Origin of the sequence: Bradyrhizobium sp. (assembly GCF_049691595.1) — a bacterium.
Lineage (GTDB): Bacteria > Pseudomonadota > Alphaproteobacteria > Rhizobiales > Xanthobacteraceae > Bradyrhizobium.
Map to the genome: position 1 here is coordinate 1 of NZ_JBAVNZ010000328.1, position 13,916 is coordinate 13,916.

At 64.7% G+C, this 13,916-nt stretch carries 13 protein-coding genes and 1 pseudogene; 11 read left to right on the forward strand and 3 right to left on the reverse strand.

Features of this window, described 5'->3' with window-relative positions:
* Nucleotides 1-573 (reverse strand): S1 family peptidase (locus WCE35_RS14380; RefSeq protein ID WP_424594008.1); only part of this gene is annotated, 573 nt, incomplete at its 3' end.
* 112 nt (nt 574-685) lie between these two features.
* Here WCE35_RS14380 and WCE35_RS14385 point away from each other — a divergent pair.
* From WCE35_RS14385 to WCE35_RS14435, 11 genes and pseudogenes are all read left to right on the forward strand, one after another.
* The gene (locus tag WCE35_RS14385) at nt 686-1,318 is read left to right on the forward strand and encodes an HAD-IA family hydrolase (protein ID WP_424594009.1); all 633 of its coding nucleotides are present in this window, start codon (nt 686-688) and stop codon (nt 1,316-1,318) included.
* Nucleotides 1,319-1,445: 127 nt separating this feature from the next.
* On the forward strand, nt 1,446-2,393 hold the full coding sequence (locus WCE35_RS14390) for an AAA family ATPase (protein ID WP_424594010.1): 948 nt from the start codon (nt 1,446-1,448) through the stop codon (nt 2,391-2,393).
* Between the two features lie 5 nt (nt 2,394-2,398).
* Nucleotides 2,399-3,775 (forward strand): vWA domain-containing protein, encoded by a 1,377-nt coding sequence (locus tag WCE35_RS14395; protein ID WP_424594011.1) that lies wholly within the window; start codon nt 2,399-2,401, stop codon nt 3,773-3,775.
* A gap of 50 nt (nt 3,776-3,825) precedes the next feature.
* Nucleotides 3,826-5,673 carry a DNA helicase RecQ gene (recQ, locus tag WCE35_RS14400; protein ID WP_424594020.1) on the forward strand — a complete coding sequence of 616 codons (1,848 nt, stop codon included), beginning with the start codon at nt 3,826-3,828 and terminating at the stop codon, nt 5,671-5,673.
* A 183-nt stretch (nt 5,674-5,856) separates the two neighbouring features.
* A complete protein-coding gene (locus tag WCE35_RS14405) occupies nt 5,857-7,605 on the forward strand; it encodes a flavin-containing monooxygenase (protein WP_424594012.1) in 1,749 nt (582 codons plus the stop codon).
* A 148-nt stretch (nt 7,606-7,753) separates the two neighbouring features.
* Nucleotides 7,754-8,035, forward strand: coding sequence for a hypothetical protein (locus tag WCE35_RS14410; RefSeq protein ID WP_424594013.1), 282 nt, complete (start codon nt 7,754-7,756; stop codon nt 8,033-8,035).
* Entirely contained in the window at nt 8,032-8,460 is a 429-nt protein-coding gene (locus tag WCE35_RS14415) for a type II toxin-antitoxin system VapC family toxin (protein WP_424594014.1), read from the forward strand. The genes WCE35_RS14410 and WCE35_RS14415 overlap by 4 nt, the downstream gene beginning before the upstream one ends.
* Before the next feature lie 663 nt (nt 8,461-9,123).
* Complete coding sequence (locus WCE35_RS14420; protein WP_424594015.1) at nt 9,124-9,402, forward strand: type II toxin-antitoxin system RelE/ParE family toxin; 279 nt, start codon at nt 9,124-9,126, stop codon at nt 9,400-9,402.
* A 9-nt stretch (nt 9,403-9,411) separates the two neighbouring features.
* Complete coding sequence (locus tag WCE35_RS14425; RefSeq protein ID WP_424594016.1) at nt 9,412-9,690, forward strand: HigA family addiction module antitoxin; 279 nt, start codon at nt 9,412-9,414, stop codon at nt 9,688-9,690.
* Nucleotides 9,691-10,042: 352 nt separating this feature from the next.
* A complete protein-coding gene (locus WCE35_RS14430; RefSeq protein WP_424594017.1) occupies nt 10,043-10,273 on the forward strand; it encodes a hypothetical protein in 231 nt (76 codons plus the stop codon).
* Nucleotides 10,274-10,350: 77 nt separating this feature from the next.
* Nucleotides 10,351-10,563 (forward strand): annotated as a pseudogene (locus WCE35_RS14435) (type II toxin-antitoxin system RelE/ParE family toxin); the annotation flags it as partial.
* A 156-nt stretch (nt 10,564-10,719) separates the two neighbouring features.
* Here the strand turns inward: WCE35_RS14435 and WCE35_RS14440 are convergent.
* Together WCE35_RS14440 and WCE35_RS14445 are read right to left on the reverse strand one after the other, a co-directional pair.
* Nucleotides 10,720-12,000 (reverse strand): TIGR02679 family protein, encoded by a 1,281-nt coding sequence (locus WCE35_RS14440; RefSeq protein ID WP_424594018.1) that lies wholly within the window; start codon nt 11,998-12,000, stop codon nt 10,720-10,722.
* On the reverse strand, nt 11,997-13,916 hold a 1,920-nt coding region (locus WCE35_RS14445), incomplete at its 5' end, for a TIGR02680 family protein (RefSeq protein WP_424594019.1). The genes WCE35_RS14445 and WCE35_RS14440, both read right to left, overlap by 4 nt.

The following is a 13,916-nucleotide window of genomic DNA, read 5'->3' on the forward strand; positions in this document are numbered from 1 at the left end:
GGCACCGAGCCCGTCGCGCGAGCCCTGGCCCAAGGGATCGACGAGGCGGATTTGCAGCGTCCCCGGCTTGCCGGTTGCGACAAGGCCGGCGACGCGAACGGTGCCGCCGCTCTTGCCGTCGCCGCGCACGGTCACCCCGATGCCGGCAATGGTGAAGCGGCTACCGACCACGATCGGAATGGCGGGCGCGCCAAGCGCGGATGGCGCCTTGCCATTGACGGGCGCGTCCAACTGCAGCACCGCGACGTCGGCGGTGGCGCGATGGGCCAGCATCGCCTGCATGTTGAAGGCGGGATGGATGGCGACGCGCCTGACGGCCTGCAATTGCGGCTGCCGGTCCGTACCGTATTCGACGATCCTGTAGTCGGCGCCGGGCTGCACGCAATGCGCCGCCGTCAGCACCAGTCCTGGCGCGATCAGCGCGCCGGTACAGAAATTGCCGCGCGAGCCGACGATGGTGACGACCGATCGGGCAATACCCTCGGCGGACGGCGCGCCGCCGCCGACAATGGCAAGAGCCGGCGAGGCGAGCAGCAACGCAAGACCCGTCATCATTCGAGGCAGCATTTTCATCGGCGCAGCAATAGCCCGCGCAGCATGCCTCGCCAAGCGGCGGATCGGACTGGTTCCCCCGGTCATTCCATGTTAGCGGCTCCCGAGCGCGGAGAGTAATGGGCGGGGACGAATGATCGAGGCGGTGATCTGGGATTTCGGCGGCGTATTGACCACCTCGCCATTCGAGGCGTTCGCCAGGTTCGAGAGCGAGCGCGGACTGCCGGCCGACATCGTCCGGCGCACCAATGCCGCCAATCATCTGGAAAATGCCTGGGCGAAGTTCGAGCGCGCCGAACTGGATATCGAAGCTTTCGACCAGTTGTTTGCAACCGAATCCCGTGCGCTGGGCGCGGAGGTCCGTGGCAAGGACGTGTTGCCGCTGCTTTCAGGCGACCTGCGGCCCGAAATGGTCAAAGCGCTCAAGCGCGTGAAAGCCAGATTCAAGACCGGCTGCATCACCAACAACCTGCCGGCGAACGCGATCGGCAGCCGGAGCGGCCGCTCGCTCTATGTCGCGGAAGTGATGGTGCTGTTCGATCACGTCATCGAATCCGCGAAAATCGGGCTGCGAAAGCCCGACCCGCGCATTTATCAGATGATGGTCGAGACGCTCAAGGTCGACCCCAGGGCTTGCGTCTATCTCGACGATCTCGGCGTCAACCTGAAGCCGGCGCGCGAGATGGGCATGACCACGATCAAGGTGCTCAACGCCGCGCACGCGATCGCCGAGCTGGAGGCGGCGACCGGATTGGCATTGCGCTAGGCGGAAATACGAGAACGCTTGGCGTCCCTTGGCGTCCCTCGACCTCCAATGCCCAAACGAGGCTTGTTCTTTGCCGGGAACGCAGGCAGAACACTTTTGAAAATCGCAGAATCCGGAGTGGAAATTCGTGGCTGAACATCGGCCCTCGGCCTCGATCGAGGCAGTGGAAAGCGGCCTCGCCGCGCAAGGCTATATTGCCAGCCGGCAGATCGCGACCGCGGTCTATCTTGCGCAGCAGATCGAGAAGCCCATTCTGGTCGAAGGCCCCGCCGGCGTCGGCAAGACCGAGCTTGCGAAGGCGATCGCGGCATGGCGCGGGCTGAAGATGATCCGCCTGCAATGCTATGAGGGACTGGACGAGGCCAAGGCGCTGTACGAGTGGAAATATGCCAAGCAGCTTCTGTACACCCAGATCCTCAAGGACAAGCTCGGCGAGGTGCTCGGCGGAGCGGACACGCTGCACGCGGCACTCGCCCAACTGCACGATTTCGGCGACGTGTTCTTCTCCAAGGAATTCGTCGAGCCCCGCCCGCTGCTGCAGGCGCTGGAGCAGCCGGCCGGCTGCGTGCTCCTGATCGACGAGATCGACAAATCGGATGCCGAGTTCGAATCCTTGCTGCTCGAAATCCTCAGCGATTTCCAGGTCACCATCCCCGAGCTCGGCACGGTTTCCGCGGTCGCGGCGCCGACGGTGATCCTGACCTCGAACAGCGAGCGCGATCTCGGCGACGCGCTGAAACGGCGATGCCTCCATTTGCATATCGGCTTCCCCGAGCAGAAGCTCGAGGAACGCATCGTCGAAAGCCGCGTGCCCGGCATTTCCCAGGCGCTGCGCAAGCAGATGGTGGGGTTCATCCACGAGATCCGCACGCTCGATCTCAAGAAACTGCCGTCGGTGAGCGAGACCATCGACTGGGCGCGCGTCCTGGTGCTGCTGCAGGCATCCGAGCTCGACCATGAGATGGTCAGGGACACGCTCAACGTTCTCCTGAAGTATGAGGCCGATATCGAGGCCGCGCGGCCCCAGATCACCACCTTCATCGCCAAGGCTTCCCGTCAAAACGTCTTCGGCTGAACCCGATGAGAGAGAACCTGCATCGCTTCTTTCGCGCGGCGCGGGGGGCCGGAGTCCGGGTCTCGCCCGCCGAAAGCATCGATGCGATGCGCGCGGTCGCGCAGGTCGGCTTTTCCGACCGCGGCATCCTGCGCGACACGTTCCTGCTGACGCTTGCCAAGACCCAGGATGAGAAGAAGGCGCTGGGCGACTGCTTCGATCTGTTCTTCGATCAGCCGGAGCCATCGCAAGCCCCGTCCGAAGCCGGCGAACGCGATCAGTCGGAAACGGACCAATCCAGTGCGGCATCCGATGCCGCCGGCGACGCCAGCGGCGGCGATCCGGCGGAAACTCTCGGCCCTCTCGCGCAGATGCTGGTATCGCAGGACAGGAACGCGATCGCCACGGCGATCGCCAATGCCTCCGAAGCGGCTTCCTTGTCCGAGATCCGCTACTTCACCCAGCGCGGCATCTTCTCGGGCCGTCTGCTCGACGCCATGGGCATCCAGCGCCTGCGCGACGATATCGACGCGCTGACCGCGACAAATCCCGCGCTGGCGGAACGGCTGGCGGCAACCTTGGAAGCGCTCCGCGACACCGTGCGCCAGACGGTCTCGCAGGCGCTATTGCTCTACGGGCGAGAGGAAGCGGAAAACCTGCGCAACGAGATTTTGCGCAACGCGCCGCTGTCCCGGATCGAGCCGCGGCAGGTCGAGCAGATGCGCTTCCTGATCCGCCAGATCGCGCGCCGCCTGCGCGAACGCTACAGCAAGCCGCGCAAGCGGCAGCGCCGCGGCCATCTCGACGTACGACGGACCTTGCGCCGCAACGCCGCCTGGGGCGGCATTCCCTTCCTCACCGCCTGGAAACGACGGCACCGCGACAAGCCGAAGATCGTCGCGCTCTGCGACGTCTCGGGCTCGGTGGCGCGGGTCTCCGATTTCTTCCTGCTGTTGATCCACAGCCTCCACGAAGTCGTTTCCGACGTCCGCTCGTTCGCGTTCTCCGGGCATCTGATCGAGGTCAGCGACATCCTCGAGACCCAATCGCCGGAAGCGGCGATGGCCGAGATCATGTCCAAGGCCGGGTTCGGCTCGTCCGATTACGGCAGCTCATTCGCCGATTTCGAGAGGGAGTGGATGAACGCGATCACGCCGCAGACCACCGTGATCGTGCTGGGCGATGCTCGCAGCAACAACCTCGATCCCCGCGCCGACATCCTGCGCCGCATCGGCGAGCGCTCGAAGCGGCTGGTCTGGCTCAACCCCGAGGGCCGCATGACCTGGGGCTTTGGCGATTCCGAGATGCCGCGCTATGCGACCTTCTGCACCGTCGTGCGCCAATGCGCCACCGCCCAGCAGCTCGAGCGCGCGGTGTCGGATATCGTGGCGACCTATCAGTGAGACCGCCTAAACTGTTGGCGGAGGAATGCTTGTCCGCAACCGATCTGGAAATGAACCGCTCGTCTGACATCGCCGCCCGGGCGCTTTCCGTCCTGAATTCCGTGTTCGGCCTGCCGGCCTTTCGCGGCGCGCAGGAAGAGATTGTCCGGCATGTCGCGAACGGCGGCAATTGCCTGGTGCTGATGCCGACCGGCGGCGGCAAGTCGCTGTGCTACCAGTTGCCGGCCTTGTTGCGCCAAGGCTGCGGCATCGTGGTCTCGCCGCTGATCGCGCTGATGCGCGACCAGGTCGCGGGCCTGCTGGAAGCCGGCGTCAAGGCGGCGGTGCTGAATTCGACGCTGTCGTTCGAGGAAGCCGCGGCCGTCGAGGCGCGGCTGTTGGCCGGCGATCTCGACCTGCTCTACGTCGCGCCCGAGCGGCTGTTGACCCCGCGCTGCCTCGGCTTGCTCGAGCGCGCCAGCGTCGCGCTATTTGCGATCGACGAGGCCCATTGCGTGTCGCAATGGGGGCACGATTTTCGCCCGGAATATATCGGCCTTTCGGTGATCGCCGAGCGCTTTGCCGACGTGCCGCGGATCGCGCTCACCGCGACCGCCGATGAACTGACGCGGAAAGAGATCGCGGACCGGCTCGGGCTTGCCGGTGCGCCGAGTTTTGTCGCGAGCTTCGACCGCCCCAACATCCGCTACGAAATCGTCGACAAGCAGAATTCGGTGGCGCAGCTTAAAGCGCTCATCGCCGAGCGCCATGCCGGCGATGCCGGCATCGTCTACTGCCTGTCGCGGGCCAAGGTGGAGGACACCGCGGCCGCGCTGGCTGGCGCCGGCATCGCGGCCCTGCCCTATCATGCCGGCCTCGACGCCAAAATCCGCGCCCGCAACCAGGATCGCTTCATCAACGAGGATGGCATGGTGATCGTCGCCACGATTGCGTTCGGCATGGGCATCGACAAGCCCGACGTGCGCTTCGTCGCGCATCTCGATCTGCCGAAAAGCATCGAGGCCTATTACCAGGAGACCGGGCGTGCGGGACGCGACGGCAAGCCGTCCACGGCGTGGATGACCTACGGCCTGTCCGATATCGTGCAGCAGCGCCGCATGATCGACGAATCCACCGGCTCGGAGGCGTTCAAGCGCGTGTCGGTCGGCAAGCTCGACGCGCTGGTCGGTCTCGCCGAAACCGCGGGCTGCCGGCGCAGCCGCCTGCTCGGATATTTCGGCGAGACCCCTGGCGAAGCCGGGTGCGGCAATTGCGACAATTGCCTGTCGCCGCCGCGCGTCAGCGACGGCAAGATCGTCGCGCAGAAGTTATTGTCCTGCGCCTACCGTACCGGGCAGCGTTTCGGCGCCATGCATCTGATCGACGTGCTGGTCGGCCGCATGACCGAGCGCGTCGGACAATTCGGTCACGACAAGTTGTCCGTGTTCGGCATCGGCCGCGACCTCAACGAAAAGCAGTGGCGCGCCGTGCTGCGCCAGGTGGTGGCGATGGGCCATCTGCGCGCCGACAGCGAGGCTTTTGGCGCCTTGAAGCTGACGACGACCGCGCGAGGCGTGTTGAAGGGCGAGACCGAGGTGATGCTGCGCGAGCAGGTGGCCGGCCCGCGCATTCGGGCAACCAGAACGAAATCGAGGCGCGGCGATATCGCCCCGCAATCCGGCACGGGTGAAGCGCCAAATCCCACCCTGGTCGACGCGCTCAGAGCATGGCGCTCCGAAATCGCGCGAAAACGCGGCGTACCGGCCTATGTCGTGCTGCACGATTCGACGATCGACGGGATCGCAGCATCCCGCCCGACAACGCTGGCGGACCTCCGCGGCATCCCCGGAATCGGCGACAAGAAACTCGAGCATTATGGCGACGAGCTGATTGCGCTGGTGAGAGCATCGGAACCCTGAGGACCGATCGCGCCGACCGGGGCGATCATACGGGTACCGGAGCGCAGGAAATCTCGACGGCATAGGTGCCATTCGTCGCGCCAGTACCACGCCCGCTTGCCGCGGCCGGCTGAGAAGTCCTAATCTCTCAAATATCGTGCCCGGCCGATGCGACCAAAACAACAATCAGGGACGAAACCAACCATGCCTGCAGATCGCCCAGCCCGCGAGCAGCGCCCTGCCGATACCGGAACGGCGTTCGATGCCGTCGTCGTCGGCGCGGGTTTTGCCGGAATGTACATGCTGCATCGCCTGCGCGGGCTCGGCTTTTCGGCGCGGGTCTTCGAGGCCGGCAGCGGCGTCGGCGGCACCTGGTACTGGAACCGCTATCCGGGCGCGCGGTGCGACGTCGAGAGCCTGCAATATTCCTTCTCCTTTTCGGAGGAACTGGACCAGGAATGGAACTGGTCTGAGAAATATTCGCCGCAGCCGGAAATCCTCGCTTACGCCAACCATGTCGCCGATCGCTTCGATCTCCGCCGGCAAATCGTGTTCGACACCCGCGTGACCGCGGCAACCTTCGATGAGGACATCAGATGCTGGCTGATCGAGACCGATCGCGGCGACAGGGTCACGGCAAAATTCTGCATCATGGCGGTCGGCTGCCTGTCGGCGCCGAACCGTCCGAGTTTTAGGGGTTTCGATGATTTTCGCGGGCCGATTTACCACACCGGCGAATGGCCGCATCAAGGCGTCGATTTCAGCGGCCTGCGGGTCGGCGTCATCGGCACCGGCTCATCGGCGATCCAGTCGATCCCGATCATCGCGCAGCAGGCGAGCGCGCTCACGGTGTTCCAGCGCACGGCGACCTATTCGGTGCCGGCCTGGAATGAAAAGCTGACGCCGGAATATCTGACGGCGGCGAAAGCCGATTATCCGGCGCTGCGGGCCAAAGCGCGCGGACGCCCGACCGGCTTCTATTTTCCGTTCAACACGAGCCCCGCGCTGGAGGCGAGCCCCAAGGATCGCGAAAAGCAGTACGAGCAAGCCTGGGCGCGCGGCGGCCTGCCGTTTCTCGGGGCCTATGGCGATCTGCTGTTCGAAAAAGCCGCCAACGATACCATCGCCGACTTCGCCCGCCGCAAGATCCGCGGCATCGTGAAAGACCCGGCCATCGCGGAGTTGCTGTGTCCGGACAACGTCTTCGGCTGCAAGCGCCTCTGCGTCGATACCGGCTATTTCGAGACCTACAATCTGCCGCATGTGAAGCTCGTCGATGTCTCGCGGACGCCGATCGAGCGCTTCACCGCGGATGGCATCGCGGTCAACGGCACCGAGCACCAACTGGACGCGATCGTCTGCGCCACCGGCTTTGCCGCCATGACCGGATCATTCGACCGGATCCGGATCACCGGCCGTCGTGGCCGGACGCTTGCCGAAAAATGGCAGGCGGGGCCGCGGGCCTATCTCGGGATCGCATCGGAAGGCTTTCCCAACCTGTTCATGATCACCGGCCCTGGCAGCCCTTCGGTGCTGGCCAGCATGATCCAGGCGATCGAACAGCATGTCGACTGGCTGGCGGACTGCCTTGGCCACATGCGCGACGTCGGCGCCATCTCGATCGAGCCGGTCCTGGAGGACGAGGACGCCTGGGTCGACCACGTCAACGACGTCTCGACGGTCTCGCTGCGGTCGACCTGCAGCTCCTGGTATGTCGGCGCCAACATCCCCGGCCGGCCGCGCGTGTTCATGCCCTATATCGGCGGCTTCCCGGTCTATGTGCAGAAATGCAACGAGGTCATGACCGACGGCTTCAATGGCTTCGTGCTGGAAGGCGCGCGCGAAACCAACACGATGCCGCGGGTGCGCTACACCGGACGGTGGCGGGTGCCGATCGACATCGACGTCATCTCGCCGGCCGCCATCGCTGCGAGGCGGGTGCCGGTGGTTTGAGAGGGGCGCTCCGGCGATCTGTTTTTTTGAGCAGCTGGCGGGCCACGAACGACGATGATGAGCACTATGTCTACGCCATAGCCGCTATAGCCCCCTTGCGCCCCCCTACGATTTCCGGTACGATTTCCGGAAATTCGGAGGCGCGGGAATGGCGAAAGCAAAATCATCTCTGGCGACCCACCGCGCACGCATGGAACGCCAGGGTTTCGTGCGAGTCGAGGTCAATGTCCGCAAGGATGATGCGAGTCTTGTTCGCCGTGTTGCTGCTGCCTTGTCCGATCCCTCGCGCCAAGCCGAGGCGCGCAGGCTTCTTCAGCAACGTTTTGGCGAGCCGCCCAAGGTAAGTCTGAAGGCACTTCTTGCGTCCGCGCCACTCGACGGGATCGACCTCGATCGCAGTCCGGCCCCTGGACGTGACGTCGATCTATGAGCTACCTGATCGATACCAACATCATTTCCGAGGTCCGAAAAGGCGCTCGTTGCGACGCCCATGTGTCTGCCTGGTATGCGTCCATTGCTGACGAGGATCTCTTCCTGAGCACGCTCGTCCTTGGTGAGATCCGAAAGGGCGTTGAACTTGCACGCCCTCAGGACCTGGGCAAGGCAGTGGCGCTCGAACGCTGGTTGCGTGAAGTAGAGACGGCATTCGATGGGCGCGTGCTCGGCATCGACAACGCGGTGTCCGATCAATGGGGTCGTATGAGCGCCATCAGACCCCTCCCGGCTATCGATGGCCTGCTCGCAGCGACTGCGTTGACAAATGGCCTGACGCTGGTGACGCGCAACGACCGCGACGTCGCCGGTCTGGGCGCGACAGTGTTCAACCCGTTCAAGGGCACCGAACACGACCATTGATCGCAACATCGGCGGCGTTCGGATAGAGCGGCGCATCACGGCGTAGAATCGGCAATCTGGCGGAGAGAGTGTCAGTCAATCCCCATTTGAAATATAATGCATTTTCGACTTTCCAAGACGAAAATCCACCGTTTGAGCTACAGCCGGAAAATGGGATTTCGCCTCCGACAAAAGGCTGTCCCGTCCAATGGACCGTCATCGACAACAGTGCCACCAAGCGACTAGCGAAGGGCAAATTGCCGTCGTACCGCTCAGCCTGATCGCCGTTCAGTCGCGGAATCTGATGGTGGCTCAGCCAGTTCTGGCCCAGCCCTTCAATTTCCGTCGGCGGTCGACGTCATGAAAGAGCCATAGCGCGGTTTCGCAAGGCAACGTAGCGCGGAGTAAGGAGGCAAGCTGCGGCGTGGTTGCCGGGGGCTTGCAACACCCCAGTCTTGCGATCGAATAAATGCGTTGTTCCGGGATTGGTGGCATGGGCGCCTGCCCTCCGAAGGCAGAGGTCACAGGTTCGAATCCTGTCGGGCGCGCCACCTACGCCAGAGCACGCTACTGCACCACAGCGTAACCGCTGCTGCGCCAGCGTTCGCTCGCGGCCAGGGCCGCCGATCCACCAGGGCCGCCGATCCGATTGACGTACCACGTGAAGCGTTGTAGGTTCACCAAGTGATCCGCTCGTGGGGCAATTCGGCGACGCGTCGACTATTCGAGGCCGGTAAGTCCCGATTTCGCGGTCTCGATACCGAATCGGCGCTGGAGCTGTTGGCAATCTTGAACGCGGCCGAACGACTGGATCACATCAGCCCGCTTAAGAGCGTCGGGCTGCACCCGCTCAAGGGCAACCGAAGAGGCCAATGGGCGATCACGATCAATGGGCCGTGGCGCATTTGCTTTCGCTTCAAAGGCGGCGATGCCTATGAGGTAGAAATTGTAGATTACCACTGAGGAGCAGCAATGGTTCCGATCCATCCCGGCCGTATCCTGAGACGCGAGCTGAACGCACGGCGGCTCTCGGCCAATGCACTGGCACGGGCGTTGCGTGTGCCATCAGGCCGTATCGTCGACATACTAAACGGCAAACGCTCGGTCACGGCTGAGACCGCGCTGCGCCTCGGCCGTTATTTCGGCAACGCTCCGCAATTCTGGATCAACCTGCAGGCTCAGTACGATCTCGCCGTCGCCATGCGCGATGTTGGCCGGCTTGTGGAACGCGAAGTCCAGACAGCCGCGTGATCGGACGGCTCGTCAGGTCTGTTCTCTCTTTCAGGCCCATCCGTTGGGTCGCCCGGAGATTGACCGGCCAGCGTCTATCGAGGCGTAGTGCAAGATCGGAGGGCGTCGCAGATTTGCCGATTGGAGCGCGTGGTGGGCTGCGGCATCATAGCGCCACGGCAAACGAGTAGTGCCCATCTTCGTCGGCCGTGGCGCGCCATTCTACGCTACAGCACGCTGCGGTGACCGTGCAGCATTCGTTCACGCGCCACATTGCCAGGTTAGCCAATCTGGTGTCGCCGTAACAATCCGTAACCCAAAGTCTGCGAGGCGGGTTCTCGACTTCGACGCCTTCCAACCCTATATTGGGGCCATGACAAAGCTCCTCGATGAAGCTGTGGAGGCCGTGCGTCGTCTGCCGTCAGACGATCAGGATGACATCGCGCGCGCCATCATGCAGCTTGCGGGCTCCAATGCTTCTGCGCCGATTGTCCTTTCGCCCGAAGAGCGCGTGGCGATTGCCCGCTCGAAGGCCGCCGCTGACCGCGGTGAGTTCGCGACCGACGCGCAAGTCCGGGCCGTCTGGGCCAAGCATGGCCTATGAGGCTGCGCTATACGCTTCCCGCCCTTGCCGACCTTGCATCGATTCTGGATTAGGTCGCTGATCGTTCCCCGCAGGGAGCCGCACGCATTCATGCCCGAATTCTCGCTGTCAGCGATTTGTTGCTGCGGTATCCACTGGTTGGTGCAGCGACCGATGACCCCACCATTCGGCGCATGACGACGACGCCATATCCATATCTCATCTTCTACGAGGCGACCAACGCGGGAATCATCATTCACGCGGTGCGCCACGGCGCGCGCGATCCTTCCGACGATGCGCGATCGGAGTGAGCCCTCGTCGAATCATCGGCGGGGTCCGGCCAGATTGAGCTCTGACGGCGTGGAATTGGCCGTTGCATCGTAGCGCTACGGCGAAGCAATATTGCCCGTCTTCATCGGCCGCGGCGCGCCAAATTGCCATTCAGAATAAAACCGCAAACCCGGTCATTATGGGGGCTTGAGATCCTCCAACAGTAAACCGGCTAGAGCTTCTTCGGCAATGGAGAGCCGGTGTCGCTGCATGGCAACCATCAATTCTTCGTCCCACAATGCACGGACAGCCGTTCCCGTGAGAGTCTGTCCAAGACCTGTGGCCCCGTCGATGGCGGCCTCATAGTCGGCTGCGCCGAAGCGCCAGGATTGGGCGCCGTGCTCGCGCATGACGTGGTTGCCGATCCGTATTCCCGGCCAATCGAAATCACCATGATAGCAAAGCTGCGCACGTCCTTTCGCCAGTTGCGACAGCAGGCATCGCTGCGCCGCCGCGGGCATGCCGTCGGTGCAGACCAGCGGCGCGCAATCGAGGCCCCAGCGATCGGCGGCGATCGCAACCATATTGGGATTCTCACAGACATAGACCTTGCGATTCGCTACATCCCACTGCGGCGGCGAACGCAACAGCGACCGCAGCGATGCGTAAAAAGGCTCTCCCGGCGATGGATCGCGGCGTTGCGCATCGCGCTTGGGCAGGTTCAGGAAGAGCGCCGGGCGCGCCAATTCATTGACGAGCACGCCGGCCTTGGCCCAGACGTCGCGGTCACGTTCCGCGCCGTTGTCCCGTTCCATCTCGCTGCCTTCCGTGGGCTCGATATCGACGCAATCATGGTTGGCGTCGATCCTGGCGATCACCTGACGCCAGGCAGCCAGCACCAAGGTCGCCGTCGGCTGGCCGCTGTCGAGCGCGTGCGCGTCGCCCAGCACCTCGGCGGCCAATTGCGAACGCGTGATGCCGCTCGCCGGCAGGCGTTGCAACACCGCTTCGACGCGATGACAGAGCTGCAGCGCCGCCGGCGGGCTCTGCCTGGAAAGACGCTTGAGCAGCCCGATGCCCGCCGGAGCCTGCAGCAATTCAATCAGTTCACGATTGGCGCAGGCGCTCAGCACGCCCGACCACAGCGCTTGTAGCGTGAGGCGCGTCGTGGCTAGATTCGTAATGGGGCCATCGAGCTGCACGAGTGCGTCGCGCAGCGACGTGGCGATGCCGGCGTTCCGGAACGCGGCATCGACGAGGCGAACATCGACTTGCAAGGAATTGGCGTAACGCAGCGGACGGCCGAGCAGCGAAGCCAATGCGGCATGTTCCTCTCTGGTGAGCTTGCCGATACGAAAGCTGTCAACCACGGCGTCGAGCGGGGCGCGTTCGAAGCGCCGACGCAGGCGCTTGCGCAGCACGGCGAAATGGTCGCCGCCAAGCAGGCGTTGCAGACGTGAGTCGGCCGAGGAACTCATGGCCGCGCAAATCTGCGGTCGGGATCATCCTGGCGGATCTTGGCGCGGCCATCCCAGCTCCAGCGCGACACGAACACCGCGTCGATGCCTTCACGCCGCTGCAGCTGGCAGATGGCGACGCCGGGCAGTTCGGCGTAGCAGGCCCATTCACGTTCGCTGGTGATGACGAAGTCGAGATCGAACTCGCGGATCAAACCCATGCAATGCGCCCGTGCGGTATCGTCGATGCCGGCGAAGGCTTCATCGAGCAGCATCAGCCGCGGCGCCAGGGAGGAACTCCCCTGGCTGTAGAAGCTGGCGACCGCGGCGAACAGCGGCACGGTGAGGCCGAGCGCGCGTTCGCCGCTGGAGGCCGGGCCGGACAGCTTACGCCAATGACCGTCCTGCCAGCGCTCGACCCGGAAGCGATGCCAGCGCCGATAGTCCAGCGCGCGGGCGAGCTGCTCGATGAGGCTGCCACCGCCATCCCTGCCGGCACCCGCATCGGCGCGCTCGCGCTCGGCGGCGATGCGCTGCTGCAGCATGGCGCCGACCACCGCGCGGTCCTCCGCCGACCACAGATCCGCATTGGTGTTGAGCAGGCGCTTGCGCGCCGCTTCGAGGCCAACCGGCGCGCCTTCCTCTTCGGCCAGCGGCTGCCACAGCAGACGATAGCGGACCCCGGTGGAGGTCGGGCGGGCGTAGAGTTCGCGGTTGATGGCATCGCGCTGAGTATCGGCCGCCTGCAGCAGCCGCTGCACCTCGGCGGCGATTTCGGCCTGCAGGTGATTCTCCAGCACCGCGCGCTCTTTCGCGGTGAGCAATTCGCCACGCTGGGCGATCTCCTGGGCCAGCCGCGCGGCGAGGCGATCTGGGCGCTCGGGCCGATTCTGATAGATGATGTGGGCGACCAGGCCCCAGTCGCTCTGCTCAGCCTGGGCCTGGTGGCCAAGCGCGCTGAGCGCGCGCTGCAGCTCGGTGAGGTCCTCGCCTATCTGCCGTTGCACCCGGGTCCAGGCGTCGTCGTCGTCCTTGAGCTCGGACAATGCCTGTTCGGTGCGGCGCGCCAGGGTCAGCGCGGGGTCGATGGTCCAGGGGCTGTCCGGATCGGGCAGTTCGGTCTGCGGCAACGCGGCTGACAGCAGGCCGGTAGCCGCGAAGCGCTGGAATCGCGCCACCGCTTCGCTGCGCGCGTCGCTGCGGTGCTGGAACGCCGCGTTAGCTGTCGTGGCTTGCTCACCGGCGATCGCGCGGGCTTCGCCGGCGGCAGCCAGCGTCCTGCGCGTCAGTTTCAAGGCCTCATCGCTGGCAAGCACGGCGGCGCCGGCCTCGGCCAGTTGCCGGTGCAGGTCCTCGACCTTGGTCCCGACCGCATCGCGCAACACCTGGTGCCGGACCGCGGCCTCTTCCGCCTCGATACGGGCCATCGCCAACTGTTCGTCCTGCCTGACCAGTTCGTCGCGGGCTTCGCTCTCGCGGCGGCGATGCCGCTGCAGATCCGGCAGTGCGACACGAACCTCGCGGATCGCCTGCGCGAGGCCGAGCTGGGCCTCGTGATACTGGTTGAGCGCTGTCTCGACTGCCGGCAATTCCGCCGCTGACGCAGGCAGCCGCAGATCGGCGGCATCGGCGGCCAGTCGTTGCCGCACCGTCTGCAGCGCTTGATCGGCCTCCTGGTGCTGACGGTCGGCCTCGGCCAAGAGCTGGCGAGCAGTCTGGACTTCGCGGGCGCTGGCGGTAGCGGCGAGATGGGCGTTGCGTAAAGCCTCGTCGGCCGGCGCCAGCCGCCATTCCTCGGCGGCCAGATCCTGATCAAGGGCAAGTTGCGCGGCCATCGCCCGCACGACTTCGAGGTCGTCGGCGAGTTGCGTCAGGCGCTCGGCGATCTCGGCTAGCCGCCGCGCACGGGCCGCGGCGCGGGCGGCATAGCCGATATG

Bases quoted from the DNA above. Each gene is read 5' to 3' on its own strand.
- WCE35_RS14395 (WP_424594011.1), top strand. From the start codon at position 2,399: ATGAGAGAGAACCTGCATCGCTTCTTTCGCGCGGCGCGGGGGGCCGGA.
- WCE35_RS14430 (WP_424594017.1), top strand. From the start codon at position 10,043: ATGACAAAGCTCCTCGATGAAGCTGTGGAGGCCGTGCGTCGTCTGCCG.
- WCE35_RS14385 (WP_424594009.1), top strand. From the start codon at position 686: ATGATCGAGGCGGTGATCTGGGATTTCGGCGGCGTATTGACCACCTCG.
- WCE35_RS14410 (WP_424594013.1), top strand. From the start codon at position 7,754: ATGGCGAAAGCAAAATCATCTCTGGCGACCCACCGCGCACGCATGGAA.
- WCE35_RS14415 (WP_424594014.1), top strand. From the start codon at position 8,032: ATGAGCTACCTGATCGATACCAACATCATTTCCGAGGTCCGAAAAGGC.
- WCE35_RS14425 (WP_424594016.1), top strand. From the start codon at position 9,412: ATGGTTCCGATCCATCCCGGCCGTATCCTGAGACGCGAGCTGAACGCA.
- WCE35_RS14405 (WP_424594012.1), top strand. From the start codon at position 5,857: ATGCCTGCAGATCGCCCAGCCCGCGAGCAGCGCCCTGCCGATACCGGA.
- WCE35_RS14440 (WP_424594018.1), bottom strand. From the start codon at position 12,000: ATGAGTTCCTCGGCCGACTCACGTCTGCAACGCCTGCTTGGCGGCGAC.
- recQ (WP_424594020.1), top strand. From the start codon at position 3,826: ATGAACCGCTCGTCTGACATCGCCGCCCGGGCGCTTTCCGTCCTGAAT.